The sequence below is a fragment of the Bradyrhizobium sp. 159 genome, from assembly GCF_023073795.1.
Classification (GTDB): Bacteria; Pseudomonadota; Alphaproteobacteria; order Rhizobiales; family Xanthobacteraceae; genus Bradyrhizobium.
Genome location: NZ_JADPKE010000031.1, coordinates 119,738 through 133,632, shown reverse-complemented (window position 1 = coordinate 133,632; position 13,895 = coordinate 119,738). Strand labels below are relative to the sequence as shown.

The window sequence follows — 13,895 nt, the reverse complement described above, 5'->3', positions numbered from 1 at the left end:
TGCGTCTTTGCCCACTCTACGAGTTCAGCGCACGGGCTTACGCCGCGCGCACCTTGACGAGGAAGCTGTCCACGGCGCTGCGCAGCGCGCCGGACTGGTTGTCCAGCTCGCGGGCGTTGGTGAGCACGTCGCTGGCTGCACTGCCGGTCGCTTCCGCGGCCGACGTGACGCTGCCGATATGGGCGTTGATCTCGCTCGAGCCGGCCGCAACCGACTGGATGTTGCGGGCGATCTCGCGGGTCGCTTCGCCCTGCTGCTCGATCGATGCCGAAATGCCGGCGGTGATTTCGCTCATCTCGGCGATCGTCTGGGTGATGCCGGTGATGGCCGTGACCGCGTCGCTGGTCGAGGTCTGCATCGCCGCGACCTGCGCGGAGATCTCCTCGGTCGCCTTCGCAGTCTGGTTGGCGAGCGCCTTGACCTCAGAGGCGACGACCGCGAATCCGCGGCCGGATTCACCGGCGCGTGCCGCTTCGATGGTGGCATTGAGCGCGAGCAGGTTGGTCTGCGCGGCGATCGAATGGATCAGCTTGACGACCTCGCCGATCTTCTCGGCGCCGGTCGAGAGCACCTGCACGGTGGCGTTGGTCCGCTCGGCGTCGCTGACGGCGCGGCTGGCGACTTCGGTCGAGCGGGTGACCTGGCGGGAGATTTCCGCAACCGAGCTCGACAGCTCTTCGGCGGCAGCGGCAACCGTGCCGACATTGCCGGAGGCCTTTTGCGAGGCAGCGCCGACCGTTGCGGCACGCGAGGAGGCATCGGTCGCGGTCGCGGTCATCGACTGCGCCGTGCTCTGCATGCCGGCGGCGGCCGAGGAGACCGAGCGGACGATGCCGTTGACGCTGCGTTCGAAGTCGTTGGCGATGTCTTCCATCGCGCTGCGACGTTCCGCCGCGGCACGCTCCTTGGCGTCCGCCTCGGTCTTCTCGAGGTCGCGGATGCGGACCGCATTGTCCTTGAAGATCTGCACGGTCGAGGCCATCGCGCCGACTTCGTCGCCGCGGCCGACGCCGGGAATGTCGCCCTCGAGCTTGCCATCCGCGAGGTCCTTCATACGGGCGCCGAGCAGCGCCAGCGGACGGCTGATGCCGCGGCCGATCAGCCAAGCGACGCTGCCGGCAACGATGACGATGCCGAGCAAGGCCAGGCCGAGCAGCCAATAGACCGGGCCCATTCTCGCGTCGATGTCGTCGAGATAGGCGCCGGTGCCGAGATACATGTCGAAGCCAGGCACGGCGACTGCATATCCGATCTTGCGGATCGGCTTCTCCTGGCCGGGCTTCACATATTCATAATACAGCAGGATCGAACCCTTCGCCTTGACGCCGTCCATCAGCTCGAGCGACAGCTTGCGGCCGTTGGTCACGACGTCCATGCGGTTGGTGCCGATCTGCTTCGGATCGGGCGCAAGCTGGGTGATGCCGTCGTACGACGTGCCGAACAGGTAGCCCGCGCCGTTGTCATAGGTCATCGCGTTGCCGTAGCGGCGAAGTTCGGCCAGGGCCGCATCCTTGGTCAGCTCGCCGGCATCGACGCGCTTCTTCAGAGCGCCCGCGTAGTTGCATGCCAGCTCGACGATAGCCTTGGCCTGATCGATGCGTGCATTCACCATCTCCTGCTTCATCAGGTAGCCGGCAAGGACACCGGAGATGCACAGGCCCAACAAGGTGACGCCGACAAGAATGCCGAGCTTCGGGGCGATCTTCAGATTGCTCAATTTCACGGGGTGGCTCCGGCAATGACGGGATAGGGGCACGCGACCAGTTCGATCAAAATCGAATCAACTTTTATGTGTGAGCGCTTATCAAGTTACTTACGGCCATCCGTAGAAGCCCGGACGCAGCCGCACAAACCGGCAATTTATCTCCGCGCCAACAACCGGGAATTGTACGCGGCCGCGTCGATTTCGCGTAAAAGACGCAAAGGTCAGCCACGAAGGCAGGCCACAACAAGAAACCAAATCGGGAGCAGAAAATGCCGAAATACAGGGTGGTGACGCCGAAGGGCGCGAGCTTCACGGTCGCGGGCAGCGATTACTCCTATGAGCGCGAGGCGCTCGATCCGATCGACGCAGAGATCGTCGAGGCGCCGGCCGACGAGGCCGGGTTCGTCGCCGCCGCGAAAAACGCCGACGCCATCTATGCCAAGGGCATCCCGATCACCAAGAGCATCATCGACAGCTTAGAAAACTGCAAGGTCATTACGCTCGGCTCGGTCGGCGTCGACAGCGTCGACGTCAAGGCCGCCACCGCCCGCGGAATTCCCGTCACCAACATCCCCGACACCTTCATCGAGGAGGTCGCCGACCACGCCATGATGCTGTTGCTCGCGGGCTTCCGTCGCCTGGTCGAGCAGGATCGCATGGTGCGCGACGGCCGCTGGGCCGAGGGCCGGCCGGCGCTGCTCAAGATCCCGCGGCTGATGGGCCAGACGCTCGGCTTCATCTCGTTCGGCCGCGTCGCGCGCGCGGTTGCGAAACGCGCAGCGCCCTTCGGCCTGCGCATGATGGCCTATGATCCCTTCATCCAGGAAACGCTGATGTACGACCACGGCGTGATCCCGGCGACGCTGAACGAGGTGCTGTCGCAATCCGACTTCGTCTCGATGCACGCCCCCGCCCGGCCCGAGGTCCATCACATGCTGACCGAGAAGCACTTCCGGCAGATGAAGAAGGGCTCGATCTTCATCAACACCGGGCGCGGTGCCACGGTGGACGAGGAGAGCCTGATCAAGGCGCTCCAGGAGGGCTGGATCGCGCATGCCGCCCTCGACGTGCTGGAGAAAGAACCGCCCTCGCACAACAATCCCCTGCTCGGCATGGAGAACGTGACCCTGACCGCCCACGTCGCTTCGGCCTCGGCACGGTTCGACGAGGCGCGCAAGCGCCGCGTGGGCTACGAATTGTCACTGGTGCTTCAGGGCATGTGGCCAGTAAGCTGCGTCAATCCGTCGGTGCTGCAAAGCACCGCGCTCCGCCGCTGGCAACCGGTCAGCATGGATCGCGGGCCGAACAGCTAGGCGGCCGGCGCAAAGGCGCCGGAAACCGGAACGGCCCTTCACCGGCGATCAACGCCGGGGAGGGAGACATCAAGGGAGGAACTGATGAGGAACGACATCACGCGTCGTGATGCCTTGGCGCTGGGCCTGTCTGCTGCAACGCTCGCGGCCACCGGTGCTGCAGCGCAAACAACGCCATCAACGATCAAGGCTGCCGATGTGGCGGCACCGAAACTCGCGATCGAGAAGGGCGCGTCCTTGCGCATGCTGCGCCCGGTACGCTTCGTCCAGGCCGACGAGGACGTGTTCCGCGCCAATGCGGCAAAGTTCACCAAGGATACCGGGGTCGAGGTCAAGGTCGACTTCGTCGGCTGGGAAGATATCAATCAGCAGACCGCAGTGACCGCCAATTCCGGCGCCGGCCCCGACATCATTATCGGCTTCTCCGATGCTCCGCACATCTATATCGACAAGTTGATCGAGCTGACTGATGTCGCCGACTATCTCGGCAAGCGTTATGGCGGCTGGCTGCCGCTGGCGCAGCGCTACGGCAAGAAGAACAAGAGCGATACGTGGATCGGGCTGCCGTTCGGCGCCACCGCCGGCCCCCTCATCTACCGCAAGTCGGTCCTGCAATCGGTCGGCTTCGACAAAGTGCCGGAGGACCATGCCGGCGTCCTCGACCTGTGCCAGAAGCTGCACAAGGCCGGCAAGCCGGCCGGCTTCGCGCTCGGCAATGCCAAGGGCGATGGCAACGGTTTTGCGAGCTGGGCGCTGTGGTCGCACAACGGATCCCTGCTCGACGAAGAGGGCAACGTCACGATCAACAGCAAGGAGACCATCGCCGCGTTGAACTGGGTCAAGCAGCTCTACCCGACCTTCATCGCCGGCACGACGTCGTGGAACGACGTCAGCAACAACCGCGCCTATTCCTCGCAGGAGATCTCCCTGACCGCCAATGGCGTTTCGCTGTACTTCTCGCTGAAGAACGATCCTGCCACCAAGGCGATCGCCGAGGACAGCGAGCATCAGCTGCTGCCGAAGGGCCTGGCCAAGGTCTCTCCAATGGCGGGCCTGACGCTGAACGCCATGGTGTTCAAGCACAGCCAGTACCCCAACGCGGCGAAGGCATTCCTGCAATACATGCTGGAAAAGGACCAGTACGAGCCGTGGCTCAATGCCAACTCCGGCTACTGGTCGCAGCCGCTGGCCGCCTACGCCGAGTCCGCCGTGTGGTCGCAGGATCCCAAGGTGAAGCTGTTCAAGGACACGATGAACAGCACCTATTACGACGGCTACAAGGGCCCGATCTCGACAGCGACGGGAGCCGTCAGCGCCGACTACGTGCTGATCCAGATGTTCGCGTCCGTTGCGACCGGCGCTGCCACGCCGGAGGCGGCTGCCGCAGAAGCCGAGCAGCGGTGCAAGCGGTACTTCCGGCGGCAGGGGCGGTAAAAACTCACGACAAGGCAGCCGTCATTGCGAGGAGCGAAGCGACGACGCAATCCAGACCGTAACCGCGGAGACAGACTGGATTGCCTCGCTTCGCTCGCAATGATTGCGGTAGCGACAGCCCAAGACAGGACGCCGAACCGATGTCCGTGACCACCTTCTCCTCCCCCGTTCTCGCGCAGCGGCAGCCGAACTGGCTGGTGCGGCTGTTCGACTACAAGCCGTTCCTGATCATGATGTGTCTGGCGCCTGCGATTGGGCTGCTCGCGGTCTTCCTGACTTATCCGCTCGGCCTGGGCATCTGGCTCGCCTTCACCGACACCACGATCGGCCGGCGTGGCATCTACGTCGGCTTCGAAAATTTCCAGTATCTCCTCACCGATTCCCTTTGGTGGAACGCGGTGTTCTACAGCGTGGTCTACACGGCCGTCGCGACCTTCGGAAAGTTCGCACTCGGCTTCTGGCTCGCGCTGCTGCTCAACAACCATTTTCCGTTCAAGAGCGTGCTGCGTGCGATCATCCTGCTGCCCTGGATCGTGCCGACCGTGCTGTCGGCGCTGGCGTTCTGGTGGATCTACGATCCGCAATTCTCGATCATCTCGTATCTGCTGGTCGACGTGCTGCATTGGCGCTCCAGCAACATCGACTTCCTCGGCTCGGCCTGGCCGGCCCGTTTCTCGCTGATCGCCGCCAATATCTGGCGCGGCATTCCCTTCGTCGCGATCTCGCTGCTGGCGGGGCTCCAGACCATCTCGCCCTCGCTCTACGAGGCTGCGATGCTCGACGGCGCCAGCGCCTGGCAGCGTTTCCGCTACATCACCTTCCCGATGATGATGCCGATCCTCGCCATCGTCATGACCTTCTCGATCATCTTCACCTTCACCGACTTCCAGCTGGTCTACGCCATCACCCGTGGCGGACCCGGCAACTCGACCCATCTGCTGGCAACGCTTGCCTTCCAGCGCGGCATCGCCGGTGGCGAGCTCGGCGAGGGTGCCGCGATCGCGGTGTCGATGATCCCGTTCCTGGTGTTCGCGACGCTGTTCTCTTATTTCGGACTGGCGCGTCGCAAATGGCAGCAGGGAGAGAGCAATGACTGATACAGTCGCCCAACCGGCTGTCGCCGACGCGAAGGCAGCGCCCGACACGATGGCGTGGGATTCCGGGCTGCGGCGGCTGATGATGATCTATCTGCCGCTCGGCTGCTTCGTACTTATCCTGCTGTTCCCGTTCTACTGGATGGCGATCACGTCGTTCAAGCCGAACGCGGAGCTGATGAATTACAAGGAGCACAATCCGTTCTGGATCTCGTCGCCCACGCTGGCGCACATCAAGCACCTCTTGTTCAACACCGCTTATCCGCATTGGCTGTGGACGACGATGCTGGTCGCGATCGGCTCGACCACGCTGTCGCTGATCGCGAGCACGCTTGCCGCTTACGCCATCGAACGCCTGCGCTTCCGCGGCAGTCCCTATGTCGGTCTCGGCATTTATCTCGCTTATCTCGTGCCGCCGTCGATCCTGTTCATTCCGCTCGCCACCGTCGTCGTGCAGTTCGGCCTGTTCGACTCACCGCTTGCCCTGATCCTGGTCTATCCGACCTTCCTGGTGCCGTTCTGCACCTGGCTCCTGATCGGCTATTTCAAGTCGATTCCCTACGAGCTCGAGGAATGCGCGCTGGTCGACGGCGCCACGCGGCTGCAGATCCTGAGGCGGATCACGCTGCCGCTGGCGGTACCCGGCCTGATCTCGGCCGGCATCTTCTCCTTCACGCTGTCCTGGAACGAGTTCATCTACGCGCTCGCCTTCATCCAGAGCGGCGCCAACAAGACCGTGCCGGTCGCGATCCTGACCGAGCTCGTCACCGGCGACGTCTACCAGTGGGGTGCGCTGATGGCCGGCTCGCTGCTCGGCTCGCTGCCGGTTGCGATCTTCTACTCCCTGTTTGTAGATTATTACGTGTCGTCGCTGACGGGCGCGGTAAAGGAGTAGATGGGCAACTGCGGCGTTTGGCCCGGCTTCACAAAACTGCAATGTGCCGTCCGCATAAGGCGTGCGTCCGCCAACAGGAGACGTACATGCGCGCGACTTTTCTCGGCACCGTCGCAACGATCATTCTCACCGCGAGCGCCGCGCTCGCTCAGAGCGAAGGTGAATTCCCCGCCAAACTCGTCGGCCACGTGGTGATGCCGGCCGAATCGTTCATCGACGCACCCGCCGATGCGCCAGCCGATCTCAAGACCTCGGGCAAATACACGACGGGCAAGCGCGTCGACGCGCTCGGCACCGTGATGGGCAAGTCCTATGAGCGGGCGACGGGCGTGTCGCTGCCGTTCAAGGGCCAACCGCTGCAGGGCCATTCCGGCATCAAGACCATGCCCGAAGGCACGTTCTGGGTCATCACCGACAACGGTATGGGCGCGCGTGCCAACTCGCCGGATTCGATGCTATACCTGAACCGCTACAAGATGGATTACGAGCGGCAAGATCGAGCGGCTGGACACCATCTTCCTGCACGATCCCGACAGACGCGTGCCGTTCCGCATCGTTCACGAGGATACCCAGAAGCGCTATCTCACCGGCTCGGACTTCGACACCGAGGGCTTCCAGATCATCGCCGACAGCTTCTGGATCAGCGACGAGTTCGGCCCCTATATCCTGAAGGCCGACAAAACCGGCAAGATCCTGGCCGTGTTCGAGACGGTCGCGGACGGCAAGCCGGTGCGCTCGCCGGACAATTGGGCAGTGGGAACGCCGGCCGCGCCGGGCGCGACCTACACTAATGTCAACCTCCGCCGTTCCAAGGGTTTTGAGGGCTTTGCATCGTCCAAGGACGGCAAATTCCTCTACGGCCTGCTCGAAGGACCGCTGTGGGACGCCGACAAGAAGGACTGGGAAAAGGTCGACGGCAAGGAAGCCTCCCGCATCCTCGAATTCGACGTCGCTGCCGAGAAATTCACCGGACGCTACTGGCAGTATGTGTTCGAGCAGAACGGCAATGCCATCGGCGACTTCAACATGGTCGACCCGACCAGCGGCCTCGTCATCGAGCGCGACAACGGCGAAGGCACCGCGGACAAGTCTTGCCCGCAAGGCACCCGCGGCGAGAACTGCTTTCCTGACCTCGCCAAATTCAAGCGCATCTACAAGATCGAGCTCACCGATGCCAATGTCGGCAAGCCTGTGCGCAAGATCGGCTATATCGACCTGTTGAAGATCAGGGATCCCGACAAGAAGGCGAGGAAGCCGCTCAATGACGGCGTCTACACCTTCCCGTTCTTCACCATCGAGAACGTCGATCGCGTCGACGACACTCACATCATCGTCGGCAACGACAACAATCTGCCGTTCTCGTCCAGCCGCGACCCCAACAAGGCCGACGATAACGAGTTCATGCTGCTGGAGGTCGCGGATTTCCTGAAGGCGAAGTGAGGCGACGCTCTCTCGATACGGCCATCGCCGGGCTCGACCGGGCGATCCAGTACGCCGCGGCGGCGGTGTGATACGGAAATGCCGCGGCGTACTGGATGCCCCGCCTTCGCGGGGCACGACAACGGAGACTTATCGCACCGTAAACTCCACCGGAATCGTAAAGCTCATCGCGCCGTTCTTGACCTCGTCCGGGATCGGCGGAAACGGCGAGGCCTGGCGGATCATCGCCATGGCCTGAGCGTCGAAAGCGGCGACGCCGGACGAACCACTGAGGCGGCTGGATGTGACCTGCCCGCTACGGGCAATCGTAAAGCTCAGCCTCGCGATGCCACGCTGACCGCCGCCAGAGGACGGATATTGGTGGAAGCGCATCAGATGCGCGCGGATTCGCTGATTGTAGGATGCGATCACGGAGGCCACCGCGCCGGCGCTCTGGGCTGATGCCATCGCCGCCTCGCGCTCCGCGCGCGGGGCTGCGCTGGTGCGCGGCGCCGGCGGCGCCTCAGACGGCTTTTTCGCCTCGCGGCGAACCACCTTCGGCTTCGCCGGCGCCGGCTTTTCGACCGGGACGATCTTCGCCGGCTCGGGCTTGGCCGGGGTCGGCTCCAATCTCTGCTCGGGTGGCGCGACAACGTCCGGCTTTTCCTGCGGCGGCGTCGGCGCGATCGTCTCCTCGGCCATCTGCTGCTGCACGGGCTGCGGCGGCGAAGCGTCGGCCTCCTGCATCACGGGCCCTGGCGCGATGTCGTCCTGCATCGATTGCGGCGCCGAAGTCACCGGTGCCATGTCGATCATAATCGCCGGCAGGCTCACACCTTGCTCGGGCTGCGACTTGAGCCAGCTCATCGCAAGCAGTGCCGCGGCCATGTGAAGCGCCACGATTACGGCCGCCGATAGGCTCCAGCGCATGGTTTCCTTTTCGCCGAGCGGCTCGTGCAGGGCAAACGCGTTTGCGGAGGTCATCAGCTGCGCCCGTCGAGGCCGACCAGCGCGACCTTCAGGTAGCCGGCATTGCGCAAGCTGTTCATCACCTCCATCAAGTCGCCATAGGAGACCGCCTTGTCGGCGCGCAGATAAATGCGCTCGTCCTTGCGGCCCTTGGTGGCGGCAGCGAGCGAGGTGCCGAGCGCATCGCGGGACACAAGATCCTCACCGACGGCAATCGAAAGATCCGGCTTCACGGTGACGAAGATCGGCTTGTCCGGCCGCGGCGCGGGCTCGGCGGCGCTCGCCGGCAGATCGACCCCGATGTCGACGGTGGCAAGTGGCGCCGCCACCATGAAAATGATCAGAAGCACCAGCATCACGTCGATGAATGGCGTGACGTTAATCTCGTGGGTCACGTCGAGATCACCCGGGTCACCGCGCGACCTGACCGAGGAGCTTGCGCCGAGCTTTGCGGACATGGCCCTACTCCGCCGCCCGCGCCAGGCGGAATTCTCTGTGGTCGCGCTGGCGGCTCACCAGCAGCGTAAGCTGTGCCGAGGCATCGCTGAGCAGCGCGCGGTAATTGGCGATGCCGCGAACGAGATGATTGTAGATCACGACCGCCGGGATCGCGGCGACGAGGCCGAGCGCGGTGGCAAGCAATGCCTCCGCGATGCCGGGCGCGACCACCGCAAGACTCGTGGTGTGGCTCTCGGAGATGCCGATGAAGGAATTCATGATGCCCCAGACCGTGCCGAACAAGCCGACGAACGGCGCGGTGGCGCCGATGGTCGCCAGCACGCCGGTGCCGCGCGCGATCTCCCGGGACATGGCCGCCTCGACCCGCTCCAACCGCAGCGCCACCCGCTCCTGGAGGCCGTTGTCGAGCACGCCGCCGGAGATCTCCGCCTCCCTGGCGCAGGACTGGATAAGCTGGGCGACCGCATCATGCGCATCGCCTGCCCGTGCCGCGGCCTCGGCCAGCATCATGTTGCCTTCGAGCGCGCGCGTCCGGTGCAAGGCCAGCGCGCCCTTGCGGCGCAGCTCGACGGTCTTGGCGAGCCACACCGTCCATGTCACCAGCGAAGCCACGGCGAGGCCGACCATCACCGTCTTCACGATGATGTCGGCGCCGACGAACATGCCCCAGGGCGACAGATTGCGCGGTAACAGCGCTTCGTCGATCGCGAAGGCCGGTGTCGGCGCGAGCGCCAGCACGGATGTTACGATCATGTGCCGAAGCCTGGAATTGCTTTGCATCCTGATCTCCCGTCAGACAGAAGAAGCTACGCGGTTGGCTGCGGCGCGATCCGGTCCGCTAGCTGCCTGAACCGCGCCAGTTGGTCCGCACGCAGCGCACGGGTCTCGTCGCGGCCGACGAAGACCTTGAACATGATGCCGCCATCGGCATTGACGAAGGCGACGAAGGCGGACGTCTTGCCCATGAAGGGACGCTCGACGAAGGCGATGGCCGCGCACCGCTCGTGGCGGAGATGGCCGTGCAATCCCTTCGGCTGCATCAGGTTGAAGTAACCGCGGCCGATCTCCCCCGCGGGAATCGCCCCGGTGAACTCGAAGATCGCGTCGTCCGTGTGCACGATCAGCGTGACCTCGCCCCATTCGGCAATATCCTGCATGGCGGCGGCGAAATGCTCACTGCCGCCCATGCGCACCATGGACGGCGGCAGCGCCTCGATCACGGCGCGCGGGGCGACCTTGCGCTCGCGCGCAATGTCCTCGATCACGGCGCCCGGATTGTCGGCCATATATGCCTTGAGATCGGCGAGATCGGTACTCAACATGTCCAGCTCCCTTCATGATCGGCCGCCTCAGGCGGCGGCGTTCGCCTTGCGCTCGGTCATGATGACCTCGAACCCCTCGAACCTGGGATGGCCGAAATAGAGGCTTTCGCCGGTCTTGTTGTCGGCACGCGCATGTGCGCGGCGGAATTCCTCGGAGCGAGTCCAGGCCTCGAAAGCGGCCTTGTCGACCCACACGGTGTGCGAGGAATACAGCGTGTGGTCCTCCAGCACCGGTCCCTTGAGCAAATGGAATTCAACGAAGCCGGCCATGCTGCCGAGATAGGACTCCCGGCTGCGCCAGACGGTCTCGAACGCGGCTTCCGAGCCGAGCTTCACCTGAAAACGATTCATAGCGATGAACATGAAAGTCTCCCCTTCTGATCAAGACGAAAACGCGCCGAAGCCGGGCTGGAGCATCAGCGCGGCCCGGCGGAAGTTGTGGTGTTACAGTGCCCTGCGGCTCACGCACCTCCAAAGTGGATCTTCAGGCCGGCCTTGTAGACCCTGCCTGGTCCCGGGCTCGTCCACAGCACGTCGTTCTGCGAGGTGCCGTCGGTGGAGCTGCCGGGAATGGCATAGGGCCGGTAATACTGGTTCAGAAGATTGTCGATCGAGGCCGAGAACACGACGTCCCTGGTCGCATTGTAGGTCAGATACAGATTGACGAGATCGTAGCCGGTCGAGCGAATATAGTTGGCCGGCACGTCGTTGTTCGGACCGAACGAAGCCCACTGCGCCGACACGATCAAGGTGCGATCAAGCAGGCGGACACCGCCGGTGGCGACGACCTTGGTCGGGTTGATGGTCGCAAGCCCGATATTGGTGGCGGCGTTCTTGCCCTGGATGTAGTGACCGGCGAGGCCGATGAACCAGCTGCCCGCATCGTACATCGTCTCCGCCTCGAAGCCCTGGATGCGGGCATTGGCGATGTTCTGATACTGGTAGTATTGGCTGAACGAGCCGAATGGCGGCACCAGGACCGGCGCCGAAGCGACGAGGTCGATATAGTCGCTGACATCGTTGCGGAACAGGTTGATCTTTCCCCTGAACGAGTCGGACGCGCTGAAGATGTTGTCATACTTCAGGTTGATGCCGACTTCCTTGTTCTTGCCGACCTCAGGACGAAGATTCGGGTTGGGCAGGAAGCAGAACAGGCCGACGGTGCCGTCGGGGCAGGGAAAGAACGCCGGTCCGCCACCGGTCGCGTGCGCGCCGGAAATCACCGTCTCGGTGATCGACGGGGCGCGATAGCCTTCGGCATAGCTGACATAAGGCTGGAAGCCCGCGATCGGCGTGACGCCCAGGGTGATCTTGGGTGAGACGCGGTCGCCGCCGGCACTGGTCCTGCCGGAATCGAGGTCGTAGCGGTCATAGCGGATCGCGCTCACCGCCTCGAACCAGGTGCCGTAGTTCTGCTTCAACTGAACGAAACCGCCCGACACAGTACGGATGCCGCTCGGCGTGGTGATGTTGGAGTTGCCGCGGCTGTCCGTCGTGATGACGTCGTCCTGAAACGCGTCGACGCCCCAGGTGACCGCGTTGCGCCAGTCGCCGACGTTGAAGCGCGTGGTGTTGTTGACGTCGATGCCGTAGGTGTTGAGGACATAGCCGCGCTTGTCGCCGACGCAGCCCGAGATGTTGTTGCCGAAATTGCCCGCGCCGCAATAGGCCGCGCCTCCGGTCGAATAGTGATAGGTCTTGGTCTGGTCGTTGTCGACGCGGTTGCCGTAGACCGACATGTGCCAATCGAACAGATTGTCGCTCGGCAGCGAATAGTTCCAGGTAATCGTGCCGGTGTAATTCTTGGCGTCGGAAGCGTAAACCGAGGAGCCCTGATAAAGCGCGCGCTGCGCCGCAGTTGCCACCGGGCCCCGGTTGAACTGACCAATATCGTACTGATAATCCTGGAAGATGGCACCGAACTTGACCTCGTGACCGAGGGCCGGCCGCACCGTGAGCTTCATCAGCCCGCTTTCGACTTGGTTACCGGTGTTGCCGATCTCGGTGCCATTGCCGTCCTTGTAATTGCCCTGCGTGCGATAGACCGCGCCGCCGAAGACATCGACATCGGGCGTGGCGCGCACACCGCCGAAGACCGAAGCGAGGCCGCGATTGTTGTTGGAGCCGTAGGAGCCGGAGAGATCGACGCCCCAGCGCTCGCCGGGGCGTAACACGTCGTTGATGTCCTTGGTGCGGAAGGAGACCAAGCCGCCAATCGCACCGGAGCCGTAGATATTGGCAGTCGGTCCCCGCACGACATCGACCCCGCCGATCAATTCGGGGTCGAGGAAGAAGGAGCCGTTGGCGTTGTGGCCGGTGCGCTGGTAGTTCTGCCGCGCACCGTCGACCACGACCGCGACGCGGCCGAAATCCTGCAAGCCACGGATGTTGATGACGGTTGCGGGATCGTCGCCGCGCTCCTGGAACGACACGCCGGGCACGGCATAGAAGATGCCCGACAAACGGTTGGGCTGAAGCCCCTGGATCTGGTCGAGCGAAATCGAGCTGACTGGCGCGAGCGCATCGATCGTCCGCTCCGGTGTCTTGGTCGCAGCGACCGTAATCGTGTCGAGCGTCTGAACAGGCGCGGCGCCTCCAGCCTGGGCGCGGGCGTTCACGACGTCGGGCGCTGCCTGCTGCGCAACTGGCGGCTTCACCGGCTTGCGCTTCGCTTGCTTCGGCCATTCCGACGACGCACTTTCGGCCTGCGGCTGGGCGGCCTGTGCAAGCCCCCTCTCCGCCGTCATTGCCGCGATTGAAACCACCGACGCGCCCAAAATCAGGGCGCGCGAATACCTAGCCCCGTCAGCCATATCAGCCCCAGCCTGCACTTCACTTTAGTTTTGGAGTTTTATTGGCTGGCGTGCGTTCGCAACGCGAACGACTGGCTGGCTGTCTTTCGAAAGCACGCGGGGCACTCCCCACTGCCATAATCGGTTACGTGGCAACACTCTGACCGTCAATGACATCCGGTTACAGTTTATATCGATTGTAAATTGCTGCCGTTGGAATGCGCCTCGCGCCCCTTATACAAAGCAAGACGCATCTGAATTTCGAAAGCGCATCACACCAACAATGTCAGCAACATCAGGAGACAGCAGCAGCGGCGCGGCGGGGGCGGCAGGAGGCCCTTCTGCAGCAACGAGAACCCTCACCATGCGAGGAAGCCGGATCGACAGCCGCGAGCTGTTTGCGGCCGAGCGCGAGATCATCATTGCGCATGGCGAGGACAGCTATCGCCTGCGCCTGACCTCGCAGAACAAGCTGATCCTGACCAAGTGAACG

At 63.5% G+C, this 13,895-nt stretch carries 12 protein-coding genes and 1 pseudogene; 6 read left to right on the top strand and 7 right to left on the bottom strand.

Translation table 11 applies throughout. The annotated features are described in order from the left end of the window. Positions 1-37 precede the first annotated feature (37 nt). Complete coding sequence (locus tag IVA96_RS06870) at positions 38-1,723, bottom strand: methyl-accepting chemotaxis protein (RefSeq protein WP_247280140.1); 1,686 nt, start codon at positions 1,721-1,723, stop codon at positions 38-40. A gap of 251 nt (positions 1,724-1,974) precedes the next feature. Between IVA96_RS06870 and IVA96_RS06865 the strand changes: the two genes are divergently transcribed. From IVA96_RS06865 to IVA96_RS06845, 5 genes and pseudogenes are all read left to right on the top strand, one after another. Continuing rightward, complete coding sequence (locus IVA96_RS06865; protein ID WP_247416293.1) at positions 1,975-3,018, top strand: C-terminal binding protein; 1,044 nt, start codon at positions 1,975-1,977, stop codon at positions 3,016-3,018. Positions 3,019-3,102: 84 nt separating this feature from the next. Next, complete coding sequence (locus IVA96_RS06860) at positions 3,103-4,452, top strand: extracellular solute-binding protein (RefSeq protein WP_247280142.1); 1,350 nt, start codon at positions 3,103-3,105, stop codon at positions 4,450-4,452. Between the two features lie 140 nt (positions 4,453-4,592). Continuing rightward, the gene (locus IVA96_RS06855) at positions 4,593-5,549 is read left to right on the top strand and encodes a sugar ABC transporter permease (protein ID WP_247280143.1); all 957 of its coding nucleotides are present in this window, start codon (positions 4,593-4,595) and stop codon (positions 5,547-5,549) included. After that, positions 5,542-6,441 carry a carbohydrate ABC transporter permease gene (locus IVA96_RS06850; protein WP_091888289.1) on the top strand — a complete coding sequence of 300 codons (900 nt, stop codon included), beginning with the start codon at positions 5,542-5,544 and terminating at the stop codon, positions 6,439-6,441. Before IVA96_RS06855 ends, IVA96_RS06850 begins: the two co-directional genes overlap by 8 nt. Before the next feature lie 86 nt (positions 6,442-6,527). Beyond that, positions 6,528-7,881 (top strand): annotated as a pseudogene (locus IVA96_RS06845) (esterase-like activity of phytase family protein). Positions 7,882-8,010: 129 nt separating this feature from the next. On the opposite strand, the gene IVA96_RS06840 reads toward IVA96_RS06845, so the two are convergent. From IVA96_RS06840 to IVA96_RS06815, 6 genes are all read right to left on the bottom strand, one after another. Next, positions 8,011-8,844 carry an energy transducer TonB gene (locus IVA96_RS06840; protein ID WP_247416290.1) on the bottom strand — a complete coding sequence of 278 codons (834 nt, stop codon included), beginning with the start codon at positions 8,842-8,844 and terminating at the stop codon, positions 8,011-8,013. Continuing rightward, complete coding sequence (gene exbD / locus IVA96_RS06835; RefSeq protein WP_247280145.1) at positions 8,844-9,287, bottom strand: TonB system transport protein ExbD; 444 nt, start codon at positions 9,285-9,287, stop codon at positions 8,844-8,846. Before exbD ends, IVA96_RS06840 begins: the two co-directional genes overlap by 1 nt. Before the next feature lie 4 nt (positions 9,288-9,291). Continuing rightward, positions 9,292-10,068 (bottom strand): tonB-system energizer ExbB, encoded by a 777-nt coding sequence (gene exbB / locus IVA96_RS06830; RefSeq protein WP_247416288.1) that lies wholly within the window; start codon positions 10,066-10,068, stop codon positions 9,292-9,294. 26 nt (positions 10,069-10,094) lie between these two features. Beyond that, positions 10,095-10,610 carry a heme utilization cystosolic carrier protein HutX gene (gene hutX / locus IVA96_RS06825; protein WP_247416286.1) on the bottom strand — a complete coding sequence of 172 codons (516 nt, stop codon included), beginning with the start codon at positions 10,608-10,610 and terminating at the stop codon, positions 10,095-10,097. Between the two features lie 27 nt (positions 10,611-10,637). Beyond that, on the bottom strand, positions 10,638-10,973 hold the full coding sequence (locus IVA96_RS06820) for an antibiotic biosynthesis monooxygenase (RefSeq protein ID WP_247416284.1): 336 nt from the start codon (positions 10,971-10,973) through the stop codon (positions 10,638-10,640). Positions 10,974-11,071: 98 nt separating this feature from the next. Then, positions 11,072-13,423, bottom strand: a complete 2,352-nt coding sequence (locus tag IVA96_RS06815) for a TonB-dependent hemoglobin/transferrin/lactoferrin family receptor (protein ID WP_247416282.1) — start codon at positions 13,421-13,423, stop codon at positions 11,072-11,074. Between the two features lie 262 nt (positions 13,424-13,685). Between IVA96_RS06815 and IVA96_RS06810 the strand changes: the two genes are divergently transcribed. After that, positions 13,686-13,892, top strand: coding sequence for a hemin uptake protein HemP (locus IVA96_RS06810; protein ID WP_247280150.1), 207 nt, complete (start codon positions 13,686-13,688; stop codon positions 13,890-13,892). Positions 13,893-13,895: the final 3 nt, after the last annotated feature.

What these genes read in the sequence shown, in the direction of transcription:
- IVA96_RS06865 (WP_247416293.1), top strand. Translation starts at nt 1,975, where the DNA reads ATGCCGAAATACAGGGTGGTGACGCCGAAGGGCGCGAGCTTCACGGTC.
- IVA96_RS06860 (WP_247280142.1), top strand. Translation starts at nt 3,103, where the DNA reads ATGAGGAACGACATCACGCGTCGTGATGCCTTGGCGCTGGGCCTGTCT.
- IVA96_RS06855 (WP_247280143.1), top strand. Translation starts at nt 4,593, where the DNA reads ATGTCCGTGACCACCTTCTCCTCCCCCGTTCTCGCGCAGCGGCAGCCG.
- IVA96_RS06850 (WP_091888289.1), top strand. Translation starts at nt 5,542, where the DNA reads ATGACTGATACAGTCGCCCAACCGGCTGTCGCCGACGCGAAGGCAGCG.
- IVA96_RS06840 (WP_247416290.1), bottom strand. Translation starts at nt 8,844, where the DNA reads ATGACCTCCGCAAACGCGTTTGCCCTGCACGAGCCGCTCGGCGAAAAG.
- exbD (WP_247280145.1), bottom strand. Translation starts at nt 9,287, where the DNA reads ATGTCCGCAAAGCTCGGCGCAAGCTCCTCGGTCAGGTCGCGCGGTGAC.
- exbB (WP_247416288.1), bottom strand. Translation starts at nt 10,068, where the DNA reads ATGCAAAGCAATTCCAGGCTTCGGCACATGATCGTAACATCCGTGCTG.
- hutX (WP_247416286.1), bottom strand. Translation starts at nt 10,610, where the DNA reads ATGTTGAGTACCGATCTCGCCGATCTCAAGGCATATATGGCCGACAAT.
- IVA96_RS06820 (WP_247416284.1), bottom strand. Translation starts at nt 10,973, where the DNA reads ATGTTCATCGCTATGAATCGTTTTCAGGTGAAGCTCGGCTCGGAAGCC.
- IVA96_RS06815 (WP_247416282.1), bottom strand. Translation starts at nt 13,423, where the DNA reads ATGGCTGACGGGGCTAGGTATTCGCGCGCCCTGATTTTGGGCGCGTCG.
- IVA96_RS06810 (WP_247280150.1), top strand. Translation starts at nt 13,686, where the DNA reads ATGTCAGCAACATCAGGAGACAGCAGCAGCGGCGCGGCGGGGGCGGCA.